The sequence below is a fragment of the Pseudocalidococcus azoricus BACA0444 genome, from assembly GCF_031729055.1.
In the GTDB taxonomy this organism is placed as follows: domain Bacteria; phylum Cyanobacteriota; class Cyanobacteriia; order Thermosynechococcales; family Thermosynechococcaceae; genus Pseudocalidococcus; species Pseudocalidococcus azoricus.
The window spans coordinates 71,957-92,590 of sequence record NZ_JAVMIP010000011.1; the positions used below are offsets into that span (position 1 = coordinate 71,957).

The following is a 20,634-nucleotide window of genomic DNA, read 5'->3' on the forward strand; positions in this document are numbered from 1 at the left end:
TTCTCTTGGAAATGGGATGGATCGACAAAGCATGGGTTCTTATGGGTTAGCCCAGGCCAGGTAATGTTAAAAACCAGACAGCAAGCTTGGGGTTGGCCAAAATTACGGCTGGGCTATGCATGGATGATGTCCCTGGGCTTCCTGGCGGGGGATGTGGTGAGCCTCGGGTTAGCCGTTACCCTCAGTGTTTGGGGACGTTGGATTTTTGACGGACAATATTACCCCTCCCTCTACCTGGCCTGGTTGCCCCTCTTAGTATTTTTTCCCCTGGCCTATGCCATTGTCGGTCTATATCCAGGGGTGGGGATGAGTCCGGTGGATGAGTTACGCTGGCTGAGTTTAATGACCACGCTGGTTTATACCGTGCTGGGATCCGTAATTTTTCTAGTTCGAGAGGGTGAGACCTATTCCCGGTTAGTCTTTCTAATTGCCTGGGTTTTATCGCTGTTGATGATTCCAATCGGGCGGGGGATGTTGCGGCATTTTGCCAGTGGCCAGGCCTGGTGGGGGCAACCCGTGATTATCTTGGGGGCCGGGAAAACGGGGGAGTTGGTCTTAAGAACCTTGCTCCATAACCCTGGCCTGGGTCTGAAACCCGTTGTCCTCCTCGACGATGATCCGGCTAAACAGGGAGAGGTGCTGGAGGGGGTTGTGATTCGGGGAGGGGTCGCCCAGGCCCCGCAGTTAGCCCAAAAGTTGAAAATTTCCTATGCGATTGTGGCCATGCCAGGGGTTGATCCACGGCGATTAGTCCAAATCTTAGAAAACTACGGCCATTGTTTTGAGCATCTGTTAGTGATTCCAGATCTCTTTGGCCTGGCCAGTTTATGGGTCGAGTCTAAGGATTTAGCCGGTTTATTATCCCTGGAAGTCAGACAACAACTCCTCCTGCCACTACCCCGATTTACCAAGGCCTGCATTGATTTTTGCCTCTCGGTGGTGATTGGCCTGGCCTGCTTTCCCCTGTTGCTGATCATTGCGGCTCTCATTTACCTGGACTGCCCGGGCCCGATTTTCTACACCCAGGCCCGGCTTGGTCGCAATGGCAAAACTTTTTACGCCGTGAAATTTCGCTCCATGCTCCCCGATGCTGATCAAATTCTGGCGGCCTATTTGGAACGTTTTCCCGAGTATCAACAGGAATGGGAGCAGGATCACAAGCTGAAACAAGATCCCCGCTTAACTCGTGTCGGTTGGTGGTTACGGCGGACAAGCCTAGATGAATTGCCCCAACTCTGGAATGTACTGCGGGGGGAAATGAGCTTAGTGGGGCCGCGGCCGATTGTCACCGATGAAATTCCCAAATATGAGGAAAAATATGCCCTCTATACCCGCGTCAAACCAGGGATTACGGGCCTGTGGCAGGTATCAGGACGCAATAATATCTCCTATGAAGAACGAGTCAACCTAGATGCCTACTATGTCCGTAACTGGTCGGTATGGCTAGATTTTTATATTCTCTTACGGACTATTTGGGTGGTTTTGATGGCAGACGGGGCCTACTAACGGGGTTTGAACCAGGATGCGATTTTTTCAGAACAGTGCTTACATAGTGACTAGAGCGGACAGTAAACCAAGATTGGCCTGGCTCTGGTGTTGCCTATGGTGGGTTAAACGTCAGCCCGTTAGGAAATCATGAAGCCATCTCCCTTAACGTTTATTTTCCATGTACCAGCCTGTATAACGCTAGAGTTGCCCCTTTGTCTGCCAATCTCACTCTCCACGAATCCTACATGGCCCGATGTTTAGCACTGGCAGCCCAGGCCAGGGGTCGCACCTCGCCTAATCCGCTGGTGGGCTGTGTCATTGTCCAGGCCGGAGAAGTTATCGGTGAAGGGTGGCATCCCCAGGCCGGTCAACCCCATGCAGAAGTTTTTGCCTTACAAGCGGCTGGAGATAACTCGCGGGGGGCAACTCTCTATGTCAATCTCGAACCCTGCAATCACTATGGGCGTACGCCTCCTTGCACTGAAGCGGTGATCCAGGCCGGGATTAAGACGGTGGTGGTCGGTTTGATTGATCCAGATTCACGGGTTTCCGGGAGTGGAGTGGCCCGTTTACGTCAGGCTGGCCTGGAGGTAATCACCGGAGTTTTAGAGGCGGCCTGTCGGGACTTGAATGAGGCGTTTGTCCATCGGGTCTTATACCAGCGGCCCTTTGGAATTCTCAAATATGCCATGACTTTGGACGGAAAAATTGCCAGCCGCAGTGGTCACAGCCAATGGATTACCTCGGAAACAGCCCGCCATGTGGTTCATCAACTCCGGGCCGAATCCGATGCGGTGATTGTCGGGGGGAATACCGTGCGGCAAGATAACCCCTCCTTAACCAGCCACCAGGCCAGTGACCATCATCCCCTGCGCGTCGTCATGAGTCGGCAATTAAACCTGCCCTACCCCGCCCAGCTTTGGCAAACGGATATCGCCCCCACCCTTGTCTTAACGGAAGCCGCCCCTGATCATCCCGTGGCCCAAACCCTGCAAAATCAAGGGGTCGAACTCCAAACCTTGCCCAGCTTAACCCCAACCACAGCCTTGAATGTTCTGGGCGGGCGCGGGATCAATACGGTGCTGTGGGAATCCGGCGGCATCCTCAGTACCCAGGCCTTGCGAGAGGGGATGATTCAAAAAATCTGGGCCTTTATTGCACCGAAAATTATTGGTGGCCAGGGAGAGGCGACTCCGTTTCGAGATCTGGGCCTGGAAACGATGGCGGAGGCGATTACCCTTGAACGAGTCCAGTGGCAGCCCATTGGCACCGAAATGTTACTCCAGGCCTATATCCCCCCCAGCCAATATGCCCAAGGGCCATTTCCTGCCCCTAACTTGTAAGATGTAGAGAACTTTGCCCAGCTAGACCCTTGCCCTGCCCCGGAGTCCTGTCTTGATCACCCTCCTGAGTCTCTTCAGTGGTAGCTTAGGATTATCTTTGGTCGTCACGAGTCAGTGGTGGTTTTGGCTCAGTGACCAGGCCTTGGTTCAGCAAGAAGAAGAGGAAGACTTGACCCAGTATCAAACCCCGCCCAATCCCACCGCCACCGCCCCCAAGACAAATACGGTTGGGTGGGAATTTAAGATTGTCCGGGCCCAACGGAGTATTTTTCAGCAACCAGAAACGTTAAAAACAGTCTGTCAAGAGGAGAGTCAGGGGGGGTGGATATTACTGGAAAAGTTAGATGATCGGCGATTACGCTTCAAACGTCCCACCACCTGCCGTAAGCAAACAAACCCCAATCCCAATTACGATCCCTATCGGAGTTTTTATGGGAGTCGTTGGAGCTTGACCCCGATCCTTTCTGGAATCATTGCCGTAACGATGACTGCTCTCCCGGCCTATTTAGCCTATCGCCTGGTCAGCCTGCAACTTAGCTCCCCGAGTGCTCCCCCCGCGTCTTTGTCCCCACCGCCTCGCCCATTGCCTAGTGATCCCCTCGGTGATCCCCCCAGTAATCCGGCTGTGCTTGATGCCCCCTTTACTCCGCCCGCCCCTCCGCTGCTGCCTAGTCCTGGCCCTTAACCCCTGCTTGTGATATGACCGTTACTCCCCTCGCTCTCGGCAACTCTCTCCAAGGTGGCAAATATCGTCTTGATGCCCTCCTGAGCCAAGGTGGATTTGGGGTCACCTATCGGGCTACCCATACGCTTTTGCACCAAACGATGGTCTTAAAAACCATTAACCCGGCCCAGCATGATCCCCAACAACTGGCCCAAATAGGGCAGCGATTTATCCACGAAGCTCAACGTCTGGCCAAATTTCAACATCCCCACATTGTCCGGGTCAGCGATTGCTTCATTGAGGGGGGGCTACCCTTTATTGTCATGGACTATATTCCGGGGCAAACGTTGGCGGCTTTAGTCCGGAACCGGCCCCTCAGCCCTGACCAGGCCATTCACTACATCAAACAGGTGGGTTCGGCCTTGGCTCTGGTTCATGATCATGGCCTCCTGCATCGGGATGTGAAGCCAGACAATATTATGCTTCGCCAGGGCACGGACTCAGTGGTGTTAATAGATTTTGGCATTGCAAGAGAATATACCCCTGGCAAAGTAGAAACCAATACGGGAATGCTCTCAGCCGGATATGCGCCCGTAGAACAATATTTACCAAAGCATCAATGGAGTCCGGCTACCGATATTTATGCTCTGGCGGCAACCCTCTATGCGTTGTTAGCAGCGAAACCCCCAGTTGCTTCTGTCTTGCGGGATCGAGTTCCTTTGGATAGTTTGCAAAAGTTTCAACGAAATTTGAGTCCTGGCCTGGAAGCTGCGGTCTTAGCAGGCATGGCCTTGGATGCGCGGGATCGGCCCCAATCGGTGGCAGAGTGGCTAGATCTCCTTGATGAAACCGAATCGGGCAACGGTCGCGCTGGGGTATCGGCCATGACTACCAGTACCGTAGCAGTTCTCCCGCAAGCCCGCCCGATTATTCCGGCAACTCAACCAGAATTAGCTTCAGCCCGTAAATCTCGCTCACAACCGTCCTCCTCCCGCTCAATGTGGCACAGTCCTTGGTTTTGGTTGTTGGGAACCGCAATTGTGGGCAGTGGCATCGGGGCGGGCCTGGGGTTATGGCTACGACAACAAACCAGCATACCTGGCGCACCCCCCTTAATTCAGCAGGATGAATCCTTCCCGCCCACCCGCCCGCCGGTAACACCCCAACCCCCGGTCCTCGACCTTCCCCCACCCTTTGAGAGTTCTCCAACGCCCTCCTTGCCCAGTCCGGAAATATCCCCCCCCCTGCCGGAAGAGGAGACCCCTCGCCCAGAACTGCCTACCCCGACTCCAGATGGGAACGGGACTCCGGCTCCAGAAGTGACTCCAACTCCACCGAGTACAGAAACTCCACCCCCAGAGCCAGCCCCGAGCGTTTCACCAGAACCCATTCCGGTGGATCCCCCCAAACCGCCCCCAGCACCAGACCCCAAACCAGACCCACCAACGCCCGCCGCGACTGAACCGAAAAACCCAGGCAATCCCTAATCTTTTTGGGTTTTAGCTACTGCATCGGCGATGGGTTGATCCTGGCTGAATAATGTTGAGACTTTAGACGGGCACAGATGGCTGGACATAGTAAGTGGGCGAATATTAAGCGCCAAAAAGCTCGGGTTGATGCTCAAAAAGGCAAGATTTTTGCGCGCATTTCTCGAGAAATTATTGTCGCAGCCCGCCAGGGTTTACCGGATCCGGCCGGGAATTTTCAGTTGCGAACGGCAATTACTAAGGCTAAAGCAGCGGGGATTCCTCAGGAAAATATTGAGCGGGCCATTGCTAAGGGGGCGGGAACGTGGACAGGAGACGGCGGGGCCTGGGAGACCATTCGCTATGAGGGCTACGGGCCTGGTGGGGTCGCTATTTTGATGGAAGCAGTAACCGATAATCGCAATCGCACCGCCGCGGATATTCGTGCCGCCTTTAACAAATTTGATGGGAATTTAGGGGAAACGGGCTGTGTGGGCTGGATGTTCGAGCAGTGGGGAATGATTACCTTGCCATTGCCAGCCGATGAAGAGCAATTTTTAGAGGTGCTGTTGCAAGGGGAGACAGAGGAGTATGAACTAGTTACCGATGAAGAACTAGGCCAAACATTAGTTGCCGTCAAAGTGGCTCCCCTCGGATTGGCGAAACTAACCGGCCTCCTAGACGCGGCGGGCTATCCCATTGAGTCCTCAGAGTTACAGTGGCTGCCCTTGAACACAGTCCAAATTACTCAACCCGACCAGGCCCGGCAAATATTACGGCTCATGGATGCCCTTGAGGATTTAGACGATATGCAAACCGTAGCCGCCAACTTTGAGTTATGAACTTACACAAGCAGGTATAAATGGGCTGCTCTATACAAGAGGGATTGGGAGGGAAAACTCCTACAATGAGGGTGCATAGGGTGATTTTCTAAGTGGCTATGTCAATCCAGTTTCAGTTTCATCCTGAAAAAGCAATCGAAGCTACAGGAACCTTTCTAAAGCTCCATGGCCAGCCGATGAACTATCTAGGCTTGCTGAAGATGCTATATATGGCTGATCGTCTTGCGCTTCAACGGATCGAGCAACCCATTACTGGGGATCATTATGTTGCGATGGATTATGGCCCTGTGCTTGGTGGTGTTTACGATTTAATTAAAGGGCAACCCGTTGATCAGGCTTTACCTCGATGGTCTGATTTTATCTGCACCCAGAATAACAAATTTGTTTCGTTGATCAATGATCCAGGCAATGAAGATCTTTGTGAAGAGGAAGAGGAAATCATTCAGGAGGTTTATAAATCTTTTGGGCATCTTGATCCATTCGATGTCGCTGGGTGGACGCATACTCTTCCAGAATGGACAAATCCCCACGGCTGCCTAATACCAATTTCAGTAGAAGATGTTCTGAGGAATATTGGCAAAACGAATGAAGAAATACAACAAATTCAGAGAGAGGTGATTCGAGAAGCTTATCTAGATAGAGTCCTCCATGACCAACATCATTATTAATCTGGGAGATGCATTTTTGATCGATACACCTCCTAATGGTCAACATCTCTATATTGCAATTGCACAAACCACTGAAAATGATTATCTATTTGTAAATGTGACTACTAGAAGAAATAATTCAGACACCTCTTGTGTTCTGTTGCCAGGATCACAGGTGACAAGTTTTATTGTTCACGAATCTGTTATTGCCTATCAGTTTGCTCGTGAGATGAATGTAATTGAATTAGCTAGTCTCATAACTCCGGGTAGCCCTATCCCCAAAGGTGCCTGTTCTTCTGTGGTTCTTAGAAAAATTCAGCAAGGTGGCTTAGTTTCTAAGCGGTTAAAGAAACGATATAAAACAGCCCTCAAAGCTTTTTTAGGAATACCATAAACAAAGTTTATTGCTACCTGTGTAAGACGATGCAACTAGAGCGAGATGATTAATCTTGAGCCTTGACCTTCTCTGAGGAAACCCTTATTCCCGCGTGAGTAATCGCACCACCCCGCCATCAACCGCCATCCTCGCCCAAGAACAGTGGCTTTTTACCCCAGGCCCTGTCTGTGCCGATGCAATTCCCCTCATCTATGCCTTTCCTAATACCTACAGTGTCGGGATTACCAGTTTGGGCTTTCAAGTCGTCTATGGCCTGCTGCGCAAACACCCCGGCCTGGCCGTGAGTCGTTTATTTACAGACTTAGCTGAGTCGTTGCCTCGTGAGCCAAAGTTAGTGGGGTTTTCCTTTTCCTGGGAGCTTGACTACGGGAATATATTAAGTTTATTGGAGCAGCTAGAGATTCCAATTTGGAGCCAACAACGGCAGGTTAATCATCCCCTCGTTTTTGGCGGCGGCCCAGTTCTAACCGCAAACCCGGAACCCTATGCTGACTTTTTTGATGTTATTTTGCTTGGTGATGGGGAGGATTTACTCGAAAATTTTATCCAGGCCTATCGGTCAGTCCAATCTGCCCCCCGTTTAGAACAACTGCTTACCTTAGCCCAAGTGCCGGGAATTTATGTTCCTGGTTTGTACGAAGTTGTTTACCGGGAGCCAACTGGAACAATTGAGCGGATTCAAGGGATTCATCCTGATGTTCCAACGACAGTAGTTAAACAAACCTATCGGGGAAATACCTTAGCTGCCTCTTGCATTGTGACACCCCAGGCGGCCTGGGAAAACATTTACCTCGTGGAAGTGGTTCGTAGTTGTCCCGAACTGTGTCGGTTTTGTTTAGCGAGTTATTTAACCTTGCCATTTCGGACACCCAGTTTAGAGGGACTGATTCCGGTAATTGAAAAGGGCCTAACAGTGACGAATCGCCTGGGTTTATTAGGGGCTTCTGTGACTCAGCATCCAGAATTTGAAAGCCTCTTGGATTATTTGGGGCAATCCCAGTTTGATCATCTCCGTTTAAGTATTGCTTCGGTGCGGACAAACACGGTCACGGAAAAATTAGCCCGAACCTTAGCCAAGCGCGATACCCGCTCGATTACGATTGCCATTGAAAGTGGTGCCAGCCGCCTGCGGGAAATTGTGAATAAAAAACTAGAAAATGATCAGATTTGGGAGGCTGCTAAACAGGCCCAGGCCGGGGGACTTAAGGGGATTAAATTCTATGGCATGGTGGGTATTCCTGGTGAAATCCCGGCTGATGTGGCCGCCACCTTGGAGTTAATGCAGCAGTTGAAAAAAAGAACCCCCGGATTTCGCTTTACCCTCGGTTGTAGTACCTTTGTCCCGAAGGCCCAGACCCCATTCCAATGGCTGGGTGTTAATCCGCAAGCCCAACAGCGTCTGAAACAACTCCAAAAGGGCCTAGGACAGGTGGGGGTGGAATTTCGCCCGGAAAGTTATCAATGGTCGGTAATTCAAGCCCTGTTAGCGCGGGGAGATCGCCGCTTGAGTTCGGTCTTGGAAAGGGTGCGCCATTATGGAGATTCCTTGGGCAGTTATAAGCGGGCTTTTAAGGAATTAAAAAATAATCTTGGGGCCTGGGAGGATTATATTTTTACCGACTGGAACTTAGAGCGGGTTTTACCCTGGCACCATTTACAGGGGCCCTTACCCAGGCAAACTTTGGCCAATCATCTGACAACCGCCCAGGCCCTCATGTCTAGGAACCCAGATCAAAACTCAGAACAACAGATCTAGCCCTATAGCGTTACGCAGACTGTTCTGAGAGAGGAGAACTGTTAGAAGACTTCCCATAAATCATTTTCTAATTTGCCCCCACCTCACCCGAAATGAGTAAGGCTATAGCAGTCTGTCTTGATTTGCGAGAATGATTGTTATGCTGTAGAGATATAGCAATCCGTCTTCATTTGTGAGACTATTTGATCATGAATGCCCTTGGTAAGGAGTAGCCCTTCTTTAAGCCTAGGGTTAAGTCAAAATTTATCAGACACAAATAATCTTGGACTAATCTCACGAATCATTACTGTTTGCTATATGGGTGAGGCAGTAGTTTAGAAGTTATCTGTGGGGACAAGCTCCTTAAAAGTAAAGTATTGTTGAATTCACAATAAAGTTTAGGCTTCACACTAAGAGAACTGGACATGCCAGAAGACAGTCAAATTAGCAACATCCACTCTGAACTTCAAGAAGGAATGTCACTTGCCAAGTGCCGAAAATGTGGGTGTATGAAGGAAACGTTGGAAGATTTAGAATCCACGTTATCTTCCAACCTGGCTGACACCAACTCGGATTTGCTCAAAAATACTCAAAACTGGCTGGATCAAATGGAGCCAATTCAGTACCCCTGTATTGGATGCGCTCACTGTTTCCCCGCAGTGGCAACCAATTTGATTCATCAAGCCTTTCCTGAATCTGCTCAAAATGACTCATCGGGCTGCTCTTTTGAGATCCGAGAAGATGCTCGCTTCCCAGTTCCTGGTGAGTATTTTGCATTTTGTCATGGTGGAGATTGTCCAGTGGCAGTTTCAACTCTTGCTAGCGTTGGACTGGCTGAACAACTCGCAAACCTCAAACCCAGAGAACTCTGTATCGTTGGTAAAACTGAGACAGAAAACATTGGGATTGATAAGGTTGTTAAAAATATCGTGAGTAATCCAACCATTCGGTTTCTGCTGCTGACAGGAAAAGACTCTGAGGGACACTACAGCGGAAAAACTCTACTTGCGCTTGCTGCAAATGGGGTAGACGATCGGATGAAGGTAATCGGCTCTCCTGGCAAGCGTCCAATCCTGAAAAACGTTACTCATGAAGAAGTTGAAGTTTTCCGCAAACAAGTGCAGATTGTTGATCTGATTGACTGTGAGGATGTAGACCGAATCGTTGGGAAGATGAAGGAACTCTCCCAAGAAGAGTTTTCTTCATGTGGTTGCGCGAAACAGAGCAAAAAAGCTGAGGTGCTACAACTATCAGATGTATCCACAATTCAGGCAGAGCAGCCTACACGGTTTCGGATGGATAAAACAGGCTACTTTGTGATTCTTCCGAAATTAGAGAAGAGAATAATTTTAGCTGAACACTACTCCTATGACAACACCCTTTTGAGAGTCATCGAAGGTAATAGCGCCAGAAGTTTGTATTGGACAATTATTGAAAATGGTTGGGTCACTCAGTTAGATCATGCTGCATATTTAGGAGAGGAATTAGCAAGGGCAGAACTATCAATTCAACTAGGCTTTAGATATGTTCAAGACAAAGCTGTATTCCATGAAGAAAGATGATTGCAGCAGCCACGGCATAACAATCCGATTGAAGCAGACTGCTGAAAGATATTGGTGGTCATGCAAAAGTTATTTGTAGCCGCTCAACCGGAACGATCATCATGGGGCCTTGGTAAAGCGTTAGCCTCATTCATAACTCCTATAATCTAATCCGTTTGGAGCAAGAATAAGCTGCCCAAATTGGATGGTGATCACCTGGGTTATTACGGAGACTAACGCCTTAAGTTCGGAGATCTATTGTCAGTTGGCCCTAGGCAAATTGTTTCCATTCATCTTCGAGCATCTGCACCAGGCCTTGATCGCCCCGATTCCGAGCCACTTCCATGCGGTGTTCTAGGCTCTTGAGAATCCATTGCCGATGGGCATCACCCAGATTGACCCCTTGATGTTGAACTTTAACCGGGGTCGGCAGGGCCGGAACCACAACTTCAGCGGACTGAACAGCAGAACCATCGGTATTGTAAACAACACCTCGCCAGCAAAGCGTCTGGGCAGGAACTGATTTCAAAGGAGAAGTCACAATCCGAGCGATCCAGGCCGCCCCCCGATAGTTGCCCATGACATCCCCAGGGGTAGTGGTTACTTGGTTGTCTGGACGATCATAGGGAATACCACGATAAGTCAGTTTCATCTTAAAAACTCCCGAAAATTAATTTAATGGCTACAACAATCTCACCCTTTGACTTCGATTGCCTTCTTGAGGTTGCCAGCTTTGATAGGCTTAACTCTGGCTCTTTCTGTATCTAATTATACGGTTTTTTAGATAAGGTTGCCAAACCCTGACATTACATTTACAAAATTTCGTAATCTTGACAATCCGGGTTTTCAGGTTAGACATGGGGGTAGCTCCTCACCGGCCTGGAATCACTGTAGGATCGGGGCTAGTGGATGGAAATGTGCCGGTGATTGATCTCAAGCAGTTGCGGGAAAACCCGACAGCCATACAAGCCCAACTCAGCCGTCGCGGGACTTATGATCTCCAGGCCCCCTTAGACCTAGATACCCAAATCCGGCAACTGGAACAGCAACGCTCCCAACTCCAGGCCCGGAGTAATGCCATTGGAGCCGAAGTTGGGCAAAAAATTAAAAAAGGCACAGATCCCCAGGCCCCGGAACTCCAAAGCCTCCGTCAAGAAGCCAGCGAGATTAAACGCCAACTCAGCGAACTAGAACCCCAAGAGCGGCAACTGCGGGCGGATCTCGAGGCTTTATTATTGATCATTCCTAACCTACCCAGTCCGACTACGCCAATCGGGAGCGATGAAACGGAAAATGTCGAGATTCGCCGATGGGGGGATGACCTCAAACCGACCCATGCTGTGATTAACCACTGGGATTGGGGGGAAAAACGGGGCCTGCTGGATGTGCAACGCTCCGTTAAGGTGGCCCAAAGCCGGTTTGTAACGTTGATCGGTGCCGCTGCTGCCCTCGAACGCGCTTTGATTCAGTTCATGCTCAGTCGGCATACCCAAAACGGCTATGTGGAAGTTCTGCCCCCGTTTTTAATCAACAGTGACTCCCTCACAGGCACGGGGCAACTGCCAAAATTTGCCGAAGAAAGCTTTAAGTGTGCCGATGATGATCTCTGGTTGACCCCCACGGCTGAAGTTCCCGTCACCAACTTGTATCGAGACGAGATTTTGGCGGCTGAGGATTTACCCATTTACCACTGTGCCTATACCCCTTGTTTTCGGCGGGAAGCGGGCAGTTATGGGCGGGATACCAGGGGGCTGATTCGCCTGCATCAATTTAATAAGGTGGAACTGGTTAAGCTGGTGACTCCCGAAACCTCAGCCGCAGAACACCAGGCCTTGGTGCAGGATGCCACGGGGATTCTGGAAGCCCTTGAATTACCCTATCGAGTCATAGAACTGTGTACGGGCGATTTAGGCTTTTCGGCCAACAAATGCTATGACCTGGAAGTTTGGCTCCCCTCGGCAGGCTGTTATCGGGAAATTTCCAGTTGTTCTAATTTTGGTGAGTTCCAGGCCCGACGGGCAAAAATTCGCTATAAGGAAACGGGGAAAAAAGGCACCAACTTTGTCCATACCTTGAATGGCTCTGGCCTGGCGGTGGGACGAACAATGGCCGCAATTCTCGAAAATCATCAACAACCCAACGGCTCTGTGAAAATCCCTGAGGCCCTGCAACCCTTTTTGGGCCAAGCCTTTCTCTGAAACCGCCTCTTTAACCTGAGACCCTGCCCACAATGGATTTATTGCGTTCCTTACCCTTAGGGCTATACCTCGAACAACCCGTAACTTGGCTGCATCGGCTGGATCCACGCCTGAAGCTGGCCTGGTTAATGACTTTTTTACTCTCGCCGCTAATGGCTGATTCCCTCTGGCGATTGCTTTTAGTGGGGCTACTCTTACTCTTAACGGCATTGGCCAGAATCCCCTTGCGGGCCTTTGGGCGGCAGTTGGTCTGGTTAGTGGTGGTCGGGTCTTTAATTTTGGTGATTACCTCCTTCATGCCCGATGGTTTTGCCCTTAGTTACCAACCCCGCCAAATTACCCCCGAAACAATTCCCACCACCGACTACAACTATGTGCTTTGGAGTCATCCCCCCCTCTGGCCAGGCCAAGGGCCCCTGCAAATTACCCGCCGCTCCCTAGAATTGGGGATTCGCCTGAGTACCCTCCTGTTCACCTTGATTTATGGGACGAGTCTCTATTTACTGACAACTGCGCCTGAGGAAATTACGGCTGGCCTGGAAGCCCTGATGTTGCCCCTGCGGGCCTTCAAAGTGCCGGTGACAGAAGTAGCCTTGACCTTGACCCTATCCCTGCGCTTTATTCCCTTGGTCTTAGAAGAAATTCAAAACCTCGGGCGTTCGATTCGGACAAGGGCGATTGATTGGCGCAAACTGGGCCTGGGGGGGGCGATTAAAATCTGGGTGATGCTGGCCGGGCGGATTTTAGAGAATTTATTACTGCGGGCCGAACAGGTGGCGGGGGCGATGCAGGTACGGGGCTTTACCCAGGCCAGTGACTATCGGAATCAATGGCAAGCTCTCCAATGGCGGGGACGGGACTGGTTGGCCTTGGCCGTCATGGGCCTGGTCTTGGTCGGACGAGTTATGTTACCCAATTATCTAAAGTTGAGTTAAAAAGGTCTGAGTTTGTAAGGGTGACGGATCAACGACTTTGGCAAAATTTACCTTTAGAAGGGCGCACTGGCTCCGAAATCTTTGGACGACTTTTTTTAGACCAGGCCATTGCGGTTTTACTAGAAAGTCCTCAGGATAGCGACCAACCCCAGGCCCGGTATTCCATTTGTGCTGGTAATCCCCAACCCGGCCAGGCCTGGACTCCTGAACTTGGGCAAATCATCCCCTGTTTAGAACATCTTTTTGCCGCTACAACCTCAGAACTCCCTGATCATGTCCCAGCCCATTTACCGTTTATTGGCGGATGGTTGGGGTGGTTGGGCTACGACTTGGCCTGGGAAATTGAGCAACTCCCCTACACCCGACCCGACTCTCTCCCCCTACCCATTGCGTTTTGGTATCAACCTGCTTGTTTTGCTGTTTTAGATCATCATCAGGATCAACTATGGTTAGCGGCTGGGGATTCAGAAGGCTTAGAGGCGTTAACTCACCGGTTACTGGGTAGAGATGGTGATCAGCCCGGAGAATTAAAACAGTCTTCCCGTCCTCGGCCCAATTTAACGCCGCCCCAACTAGGTTTGAACCAAACAGACTATGAAGCCCGCGTCAACCAGGCCAAGCAATATATCCACGCTGGCGATATTTTCCAGGCCAACCTCTCTTTACGGTTTCAAGTCACGGGGCAAATCTCGGCCTGGTCTCTCTATCGACAACTGCAAACCATTAACCCCTCCCCCTTTAGTTGCTATGTCCAAACCCCTTGGGGCCATATTGTCAGTTGCTCCCCAGAACGCTTAGTGCAAGTCCACAATCAACAGGTACAAACCCGACCCATTGCTGGAACGCGCCCACGGGGCCAAGATGCTGCCACTGATGCCCAGTTAGGCCAAGAACTCCTCAACAATGCCAAGGAGCGGGCCGAACACATCATGCTGGTGGATTTAGAACGCAACGACTTGGGGCGAGTTTGTCAGTGGGGGACGGTGAATGTGGATGAACTCTTGGTGTTGGAATCCTATAGCCATGTGATGCATTTAGTCAGTAATATCCGCGGCCTCTTAAAACCAGGGATTGGTGGCCTGGATGTCATTAAAGCTGTGTTTCCGGGGGGAACGATTACGGGCTGTCCGAAAGTGCGCTGTCTCGAAATTATTGAAGAATTGGAACCAGTGCGGCGAAATTTATTTTATGGCTCCTGTGGCTATATTGATCGGCGGGGCCATTTGGATTTGAATATTCTCATTCGCACCCTATTGGTAAATGCTGACCAAACCCAGGCCTGGGGACAAATTGGGGCGGGTATTGTCGCCGATAGTGATCCCAGGCGCGAATGGGATGAATCGTTGCAAAAAGCCCAAGCACTTTTCCAGGCCCTCAAGACTGCCACCTGACCTATTTTTTTTTAAATTGTGCTTAAATCCCCATGAACCTAGTTGCCCACACCCGCCTTAATCCTGCTCCAGACCAAGCACCGAGTCTTTTTCTCGCCCTCACGGCCACAGAACGGACTAAATCGCGCCATTGGTTTGTCACTACCACTGGAGAGCGTGTTTTTCTGCAATTACCTCGGGGGACAGTTCTGCGGGATGGGGACTTACTCCAGGCCGAGCCAGCAACCACCATTGCCGAGAATCAGACCGCAGCGATTATAGTTGGCATCCAGGCCCAGGCCGAACCCGTCTTAACGATCACAGCCCCCACTGCCCTGGAACTCCTGCAAGCGGCCTACCACCTCGGCAATCGCCATGTCCCCATCGAAATTCAACCGACCTATTTACGCATTGGCCCCGATCCTGTTTTAGAAAAGCTCCTGATCCAACGGGGACTAAAAGTTGAAGTAGGGTCGCATCCCTTTCAGCCGGAATTGGGAGCCTATCATTCTGGACATGAGCATCACCCCCATTAGGAATCAAAAGCTGGAATATCACTCGAAAAACTCTTAAAATCACTCTACAAACAGGATATAAAAGTCTAATGAATTTAACAGGAATACAATACATTATTCTCACTACTTATCAATTTATTGATGTTGCTCGATTTGCAATATTAGACCCTGAAACTGGAACGCTATGGATAGATTTTTTTCCACCGATTACAATCGTGATAGGAATATTGCCAGATGGTAACTTAGTTAGCGCAGGTAGTGATTATGACTAAAACCAATACTAAGCAAGAAAAAGAAAAGATGAAGGCCTTATTCCAACTTGGAGAGCAACGGGCGCGAGCAGCCGGCCATACTGGCTTTATTTACATGAATGACTGGCTCTCAGAAAACGAACAGAAACAGCTTATTACCACCATACGCGCATTACCTCAGACAATGGCTCCTAGACTACCTGGCCTGGCAGAATAAACGTTCAGACTCCCCCTAATTTTCAAGAATTCGTTACCTAAAGCACTTAACTTAATTGAAAGAATAGGTTACAACTGAGTCAGACAATGTTAAGTTGCTTAAAGTTTTGGCTATTTTCCAGGCCTGGAGTGGTATGAGCAAAACGTTACATCATGTGGTGATTGTTGGCGGTGGGTTTGCCGGGTTGTATGCAGCCAAGTCCCTCGGTAATGGGCCTGTTAAAGTCACTCTGATTGACAAACGCAATTTCCACCTCTTTCAACCCCTCCTCTACCAAGTGGCCACGGGCAGCGTTTCGCCGGCCAATATTTCCTCACCCTTACGCTCGATTCTCAGGGGTTACAAAAATGTCCAAGTCCTCCTCGAAGAAGTGATTGGTTTTGATCCCCAGGCCCAGACCTTGAAAACTAAAGGCAAAGAACTGCATTACGACAGCTTAGTGGTGGCCACCGGGGTAAGTCATCATTACTTTGGCAATGATCATTGGCAACAAACAGCCCCAGGCCTGAAAACGGTTGAAGATGCCCTAGAAATGCGCCGCCGGATTTTTATGGCCTTTGAAGCTGCCGAAAAAGAACCGGATCCCGTCAAACGCCAGGCCTGGTTAACCTTTGTGATTGTCGGGGGTGGCCCCACAGGTGTTGAATTAGCCGGAGCCATTGCCGAGTTGGCCTATGCCACATTGAAACAGGATTTTCGCAATATTGACACCGGAGAAGCCAAGATTTTACTCCTTGAGGGCCTGGATCGGGTCTTGCCCCCTTACCCCGAAGATTTGTCTGCCAAAGCCGAGGCCTCTCTGACTAAATTGGGCGTGACTGTCAAAACCCGCACCCTCGTTACCAACATTACCGATGAGATTGTCACCACCAAACAGGGGGAAGAAGTAGAGAAAATTGCCGCACAGACGATTCTCTGGGCCGCGGGTGTGAAGGCCTCTGGATTAGGGCGGGTCTTGGCCGAAGCTACGGGGGCGAGTTTAGACCGTGTGGGGCGGGTGATTGTCGAGCCGGATTTGAGCTTACCCAACTATCCAAATATTTATGTGATTGGGGATTTGGCCCACTATGCCCATCAAACTGGTAATCCTCTCCCCGGCATTGCCCCCGTTGCCATTCAAGAAGGGGAATTTTTAGCCAAATATCTGCAAGCTAAAGTCCAAGGGGAAGCCCTACCTGCCTTTAGTTATAGCGATTCTGGCAATCTAGCTGTGATTGGGCAAAATGAAGCGGTGGTGAATCTTTGGGGGTTGAAATTGACTGGCCCCCTGGCCTGGTTGATCTGGGTCTTTGCCCACATTTATTACCTGATTGAATTTGATCATAAGTTAGTCGTCATGACCCAATGGGCCTGGAGTTATTTCACCCGCAATCGGGGAGCAAGGCTAATTACGGGGGAAGATGGGCGGGTTAATCAAGACATGGAACCCCTGGCAGCTATCCCAGAGCAAGTGGGCAAAGCCTGACCCTCTCTCACTAACCACGGCAATTTAAGAATAGGCCAGGATCACTGCACCGGAATCACCTGAGTTTGAACTCGCCCGGAGACAATCACCTCTTGTTTATCTAACCAACCCACCGCCTCAGTTCCTTTGACCCGCAGAAAGGGGGTTTGCTGCTGATAAAATACATTCCCCAGCGCATTGACTTTCTGAGTTGGCAAAAACCAGGTGAGTTGATCGGCGTTGAGTTGGGCTGGATTTTGGGTTCGATTGAGTTGGACTTGCCCCCGTAATTCAACTCGTTCTTGAGCCAGATCCATGCGGCCGGCCTGGGCCTGGGCGGTCAGGGTTTGACTGGGGCTAAAAATCTGGAGCGGTGCCTGACTAGAAATTTCCTGCTGCTCAACCCGCCACATTAAGGCATTGCCGGCCACCTGGACATCGGGATTCACCAGATTCACTTGGGCTTGTTCCCGTAAGGTCAGGACTTTCTCGGTTAAATTCCAGGCCAGTTCTGCCCCAACGGCCCGCTCCCCCATATTGGGCCCCTTGATCCGTTTGACTTCTACCCCCCGCAGTTTTTGATTAGTCAGGGAACCGGCGATCAGTTGGGCTTCGTTCACATTCCACAAAAGCACCTGGGCCGTCAGTTGCAAGTCTTGGAAATCTGGACGTTGGGATACCACTTGGACATTCTGTTGGGCCCGTACCTGCTGGGTTTTACTATTGGCGGTGATCTCTTTGGCGGTCAGGGTAATTTTCGGATAGCGGATCTGGGGATTTTGGCGGGCCAGGAGTTGGTTTTGATTGGGCTGCCAAATAAATTCTCGGCCGACTAAGACGACTTGATTGCGTAAGTCCTGTACTCTCACCGGCCCATTCAGAATCAGTTGGGTTTGTTGCTGCTGTACCCGGGCCTGGGGGGTGGTGAGTTTATAAACAGGTTTGCCCGCGTTTAAGAGTTCGCCTTGGACATTTTTGAGGTGGGCAACTTTGCGATCCGGGCTATAGGTGGCCGTTTCCGCTTGAATTTTCCAAAGCAGTTCTCCCTTGGGATTGGTTTGGCGCAGAACAAGATTTCGGAACTTAACGCCCCCTTCCACTTCAGTCTCAATAGGGGAATCTGTGGTAGAAGTGCTTTGACCCCAATGACAGCCGGCCAATGCCCCCACCAGGCCAGTCACCAAGAGCACAGAAAGGATGAGGGACTTAGCAGCAGAGGGATGGCCACCAGCCTTTTTAGGGTGTTTCCATGTCTTCCGGGCGTTTGGGAGATAACCAAGGTTCCGAAACAACATCAGGGGTGGTCACTCCAGAGAGGGGACGATAGGTATAGGCCGGGCGGGGGGCTTTTTGAATGTCCTCCCGAATTGTATCGAGATCAATGTAGCGATCGGAAACATTAATCAGGGTATCGCTGGTCATTGAACGCAAACTGACAACCTCGACCCGCGCCCCTCGATAGCTAATGGCATCTACGGCATAGGCCAAATCCCCATCCCCACTCACTAAGATTGCCGTATCGTAGCAGCCGACCAGGGACATCATATCGACGGCAATTTCCACATCCAGATTCGCTTTTTTGGAGCCGTCTGGTAACTGCACCAGTTCCTTAGAAACAACCCGATAGCCATTGCGGCGCATCCAGAGGAGGAAGCCTTGTTGTTTTTCGTTAGTGGAGTCAACCCCTGTATAAAAGAAGGCCCGAAACAGCCGCGACCCCGCTGTCAAGCGACAGAGAAGTTTGGAATAGTCAATCTCAATTCCGAGTTGCAGGGCCGCATAGAATAAATTAGAACCATCAATGAAAATGGCTACCCGACCGCGATTCTCTAGAACCTGCTCAGGAGTGTAAATGACCCCTTGCTCTGGTGTAATCATTAAAACGATGTTATCCTCAATTTCAAAAAAGAAAATTTTATAGTATAAATACTCACTCCAGCCTAGCTCAAACTCTCATTTGTTGGGGGCAACTTAGGCTACTGGGGTTTCTGGGGCGACTAATTTCTGAAATACAGGCTCGGGTGGGGCGAGGGCTTGTCCAGGCCGGAGGATGCCCCAGGCTTGATGAGATCCTAAATGTTGCAATGTTTCTGGGTGATTAAAATCTATGCCATAGCCCAGTTGTTGATAGATTTTGCTCGCTGTATTGGGAATAATCGGGGCGAGTAGATAGGCTGCCAACCGCACCGCCTCTAGAACGGTATAGAGGATTTCAGCAACTTGTTCTAGCGCACCTTTTTTATATAAGCTCCAGGGGGCCTGATCATCGAGATATTTATTCCCTGTGCGGGCCAAGTTCAAGGCGGTTTGACACACCAAGGTGAAGTTTAAGTCTCCATAGGCATTGTTCACCGTTTCTCCCGCCGTTTTACCCAAGATCACCAGGGGATGTTCAGGACTGAGGCTGCCCACATTAATCTCTGGAACCTTGGCCTGGCAGTATTTTCCGGCCATTTTCAAGGTGCGATTCAAAAGATTTCCCAGATCATTGGCTAAATCGGCATTGACAATATTGATAAATCGCGTTTCGGCATAGTCCCCATCCCGGCCAAACTCAATCTCTTTCATGAAGTAATACCGGACAGCATCGGCCCCAAAGTTTGCAATCAGGTCATAGGGATTGAGGGTATTCCCCAAACTTTTCCCCATCTTCTGCCCGTCTTTTGTCAAAAAGCCATGGGCAAAGACCCGGTGTGGGAGAGGCAATTCGGCAGACATTAACATCGCAGGCCAATAGACGGCATGAAAGCGGAGAATATCTTTGCCAATCAGATGTAGGTTAATTGGCCACCAGGTTTTGAGGGCATTTTCTAAGGTCGGGGCCTGGTCGGGTTCCAACAGGGCAGTGACATATCCCAACAGGGCCTCAACCCAAACGTAAATGGTATGGCTAGGATCAACCGGAATGGGAAAGCCCCAGTTCATATTCACCCGAGAAATTGAAAAATCTTGCAGGCCCCCTTCCACAAAGCTGAGGACTTCATTGCGGCGGCTAGGGGGTTGGATAAAGTCTGGCTTGGCCTGGTAGTGGGCTAAGAGTGCTTCTTGATAGCCAGATAGTCGAAAGAAATAATTGCGCTCATCTCGCCATTCCACAGGCCGGTTGATATGGATCGGGCAATGTTGATTGGGCAGTAATTCCCGTTCTTCCTTAAATTCTTCGCAATCTACGCAATACCAACCCTGTTGTTGTCCGAGGTAAATATCCCCCTTTGCCCAAACCCGTTGAAAAAATTCCTCGACAATTTGGGCATGGCGGGGATCCGTAGTGCGGCTAAACCGGTCGTAGTGAATATCCAATTTTTGCCATAGGTCTTGGAAGCCAGCCGCAATTTGATCACAATGGGCCTGGGGGGAGCGGTCTAATTTCTCGGCAGTCCGTTGAATTTTTTGCCCATGTTCATCGGTGCCCGTAATCAACAGAACCTCTGCCCCCTGTAAGCGATAAAACCGGGCTAGAACATCGGCGGCAATCGTGGTGTATGCACTACCAATGTGGGGGAGATCGTTGACGTAATAGAGGGGAGTGGTCAGGGCAAAGCGAGTGGGGCCAGCAGACATGAGCTAAAAATTGCCGTGAT

The 20,634-nt window shown here is 50.3% G+C and carries 20 protein-coding genes; 16 read left to right on the forward strand and 4 right to left on the reverse strand.

The annotated features are described in order from the left end of the window. Nucleotides 1-63: 63 nt before the first annotated feature. From wbaP to RIF25_RS11225, 9 genes are all read left to right on the forward strand, one after another. Nucleotides 64-1,506 (forward strand): undecaprenyl-phosphate galactose phosphotransferase WbaP, encoded by a 1,443-nt coding sequence (wbaP, locus tag RIF25_RS11185; protein ID WP_322878623.1) that lies wholly within the window; start codon nucleotides 64-66, stop codon nucleotides 1,504-1,506. A 194-nt stretch (nucleotides 1,507-1,700) separates the two neighbouring features. Then, nucleotides 1,701-2,831: a bifunctional diaminohydroxyphosphoribosylaminopyrimidine deaminase/5-amino-6-(5-phosphoribosylamino)uracil reductase RibD gene (ribD, locus tag RIF25_RS11190; protein WP_322878624.1), complete on the forward strand. Its 1,131-nt coding sequence runs from the start codon at nucleotides 1,701-1,703 to the stop codon at nucleotides 2,829-2,831. 52 nt (nucleotides 2,832-2,883) lie between these two features. Beyond that, nucleotides 2,884-3,516 (forward strand): hypothetical protein, encoded by a 633-nt coding sequence (locus RIF25_RS11195; protein WP_322878625.1) that lies wholly within the window; start codon nucleotides 2,884-2,886, stop codon nucleotides 3,514-3,516. Nucleotides 3,517-3,530: 14 nt separating this feature from the next. Beyond that, nucleotides 3,531-4,982, forward strand: a complete 1,452-nt coding sequence (locus RIF25_RS11200; protein WP_322878626.1) for a serine/threonine protein kinase — start codon at nucleotides 3,531-3,533, stop codon at nucleotides 4,980-4,982. A 77-nt stretch (nucleotides 4,983-5,059) separates the two neighbouring features. After that, nucleotides 5,060-5,803, forward strand: a complete 744-nt coding sequence (locus RIF25_RS11205) for a YebC/PmpR family DNA-binding transcriptional regulator (protein WP_322878627.1) — start codon at nucleotides 5,060-5,062, stop codon at nucleotides 5,801-5,803. A gap of 98 nt (nucleotides 5,804-5,901) precedes the next feature. Beyond that, complete coding sequence (locus RIF25_RS11210) at nucleotides 5,902-6,471, forward strand: Panacea domain-containing protein (RefSeq protein ID WP_322878628.1); 570 nt, start codon at nucleotides 5,902-5,904, stop codon at nucleotides 6,469-6,471. Continuing rightward, complete coding sequence (locus RIF25_RS11215; RefSeq protein WP_322878629.1) at nucleotides 6,452-6,844, forward strand: hypothetical protein; 393 nt, start codon at nucleotides 6,452-6,454, stop codon at nucleotides 6,842-6,844. The genes RIF25_RS11210 and RIF25_RS11215 overlap by 20 nt, the downstream gene beginning before the upstream one ends. Before the next feature lie 94 nt (nucleotides 6,845-6,938). Next, nucleotides 6,939-8,603, forward strand: coding sequence for a B12-binding domain-containing radical SAM protein (locus tag RIF25_RS11220; protein WP_322878630.1), 1,665 nt, complete (start codon nucleotides 6,939-6,941; stop codon nucleotides 8,601-8,603). A 404-nt stretch (nucleotides 8,604-9,007) separates the two neighbouring features. Continuing rightward, nucleotides 9,008-10,144, forward strand: coding sequence for a DUF4346 domain-containing protein (locus RIF25_RS11225; RefSeq protein ID WP_322878631.1), 1,137 nt, complete (start codon nucleotides 9,008-9,010; stop codon nucleotides 10,142-10,144). Between the two features lie 250 nt (nucleotides 10,145-10,394). On the opposite strand, the gene pirA is transcribed toward RIF25_RS11225, so the two are convergent. Then, nucleotides 10,395-10,775 (reverse strand): arginine synthesis PII-interacting regulator PirA, encoded by a 381-nt coding sequence (pirA, locus tag RIF25_RS11230; RefSeq protein WP_322878632.1) that lies wholly within the window; start codon nucleotides 10,773-10,775, stop codon nucleotides 10,395-10,397. A gap of 271 nt (nucleotides 10,776-11,046) precedes the next feature. Between pirA and serS the strand changes: the two genes are divergently transcribed. The 7 genes from serS (at nucleotide 11,047) to RIF25_RS11265 (ending at nucleotide 17,074) form a co-directional block, all read left to right on the forward strand. Then, complete coding sequence (gene serS, locus RIF25_RS11235; protein WP_322878649.1) at nucleotides 11,047-12,321, forward strand: serine--tRNA ligase; 1,275 nt, start codon at nucleotides 11,047-11,049, stop codon at nucleotides 12,319-12,321. A 32-nt stretch (nucleotides 12,322-12,353) separates the two neighbouring features. After that, on the forward strand, nucleotides 12,354-13,256 hold the full coding sequence (locus RIF25_RS11240; protein ID WP_322878633.1) for an energy-coupling factor transporter transmembrane component T family protein: 903 nt from the start codon (nucleotides 12,354-12,356) through the stop codon (nucleotides 13,254-13,256). After that, the gene (locus tag RIF25_RS11245) at nucleotides 13,151-14,647 is read left to right on the forward strand and encodes an anthranilate synthase component I (protein WP_407682396.1); all 1,497 of its coding nucleotides are present in this window, start codon (nucleotides 13,151-13,153) and stop codon (nucleotides 14,645-14,647) included. Before RIF25_RS11240 ends, RIF25_RS11245 begins: the two co-directional genes overlap by 106 nt. A 32-nt stretch (nucleotides 14,648-14,679) precedes the next feature. Beyond that, entirely contained in the window at nucleotides 14,680-15,162 is a 483-nt protein-coding gene (gene ureE, locus RIF25_RS11250) for an urease accessory protein UreE (RefSeq protein ID WP_322878635.1), read from the forward strand. A 68-nt stretch (nucleotides 15,163-15,230) separates the two neighbouring features. Further along, nucleotides 15,231-15,413 carry a hypothetical protein gene (locus RIF25_RS11255; RefSeq protein ID WP_322878636.1) on the forward strand — a complete coding sequence of 61 codons (183 nt, stop codon included), beginning with the start codon at nucleotides 15,231-15,233 and terminating at the stop codon, nucleotides 15,411-15,413. Next, complete coding sequence (locus RIF25_RS11260) at nucleotides 15,406-15,609, forward strand: hypothetical protein (protein ID WP_322878637.1); 204 nt, start codon at nucleotides 15,406-15,408, stop codon at nucleotides 15,607-15,609. The genes RIF25_RS11255 and RIF25_RS11260 overlap by 8 nt, the downstream gene beginning before the upstream one ends. Before the next feature lie 133 nt (nucleotides 15,610-15,742). Next, nucleotides 15,743-17,074, forward strand: coding sequence for an NAD(P)/FAD-dependent oxidoreductase (locus RIF25_RS11265; protein ID WP_322878638.1), 1,332 nt, complete (start codon nucleotides 15,743-15,745; stop codon nucleotides 17,072-17,074). Nucleotides 17,075-17,115: 41 nt separating this feature from the next. Here the strand turns inward: RIF25_RS11265 and lptC are convergent, their stop codons facing one another. The 3 genes from lptC to metG all read right to left on the reverse strand — a co-directional run bounded on the left by lptC (nucleotide 17,116) and on the right by metG (nucleotide 20,614). Then, nucleotides 17,116-18,243 carry an LPS export ABC transporter periplasmic protein LptC gene (gene lptC, locus RIF25_RS11270; RefSeq protein ID WP_322878639.1) on the reverse strand — a complete coding sequence of 376 codons (1,128 nt, stop codon included), beginning with the start codon at nucleotides 18,241-18,243 and terminating at the stop codon, nucleotides 17,116-17,118. Between the two features lie 46 nt (nucleotides 18,244-18,289). Further along, nucleotides 18,290-18,931 carry a LabA-like NYN domain-containing protein gene (locus tag RIF25_RS11275; protein WP_015123053.1) on the reverse strand — a complete coding sequence of 214 codons (642 nt, stop codon included), beginning with the start codon at nucleotides 18,929-18,931 and terminating at the stop codon, nucleotides 18,290-18,292. 93 nt (nucleotides 18,932-19,024) lie between these two features. Continuing rightward, nucleotides 19,025-20,614 (reverse strand): methionine--tRNA ligase, encoded by a 1,590-nt coding sequence (metG, locus tag RIF25_RS11280; RefSeq protein ID WP_322878640.1) that lies wholly within the window; start codon nucleotides 20,612-20,614, stop codon nucleotides 19,025-19,027. Nucleotides 20,615-20,634 lie beyond the last annotated feature (20 nt).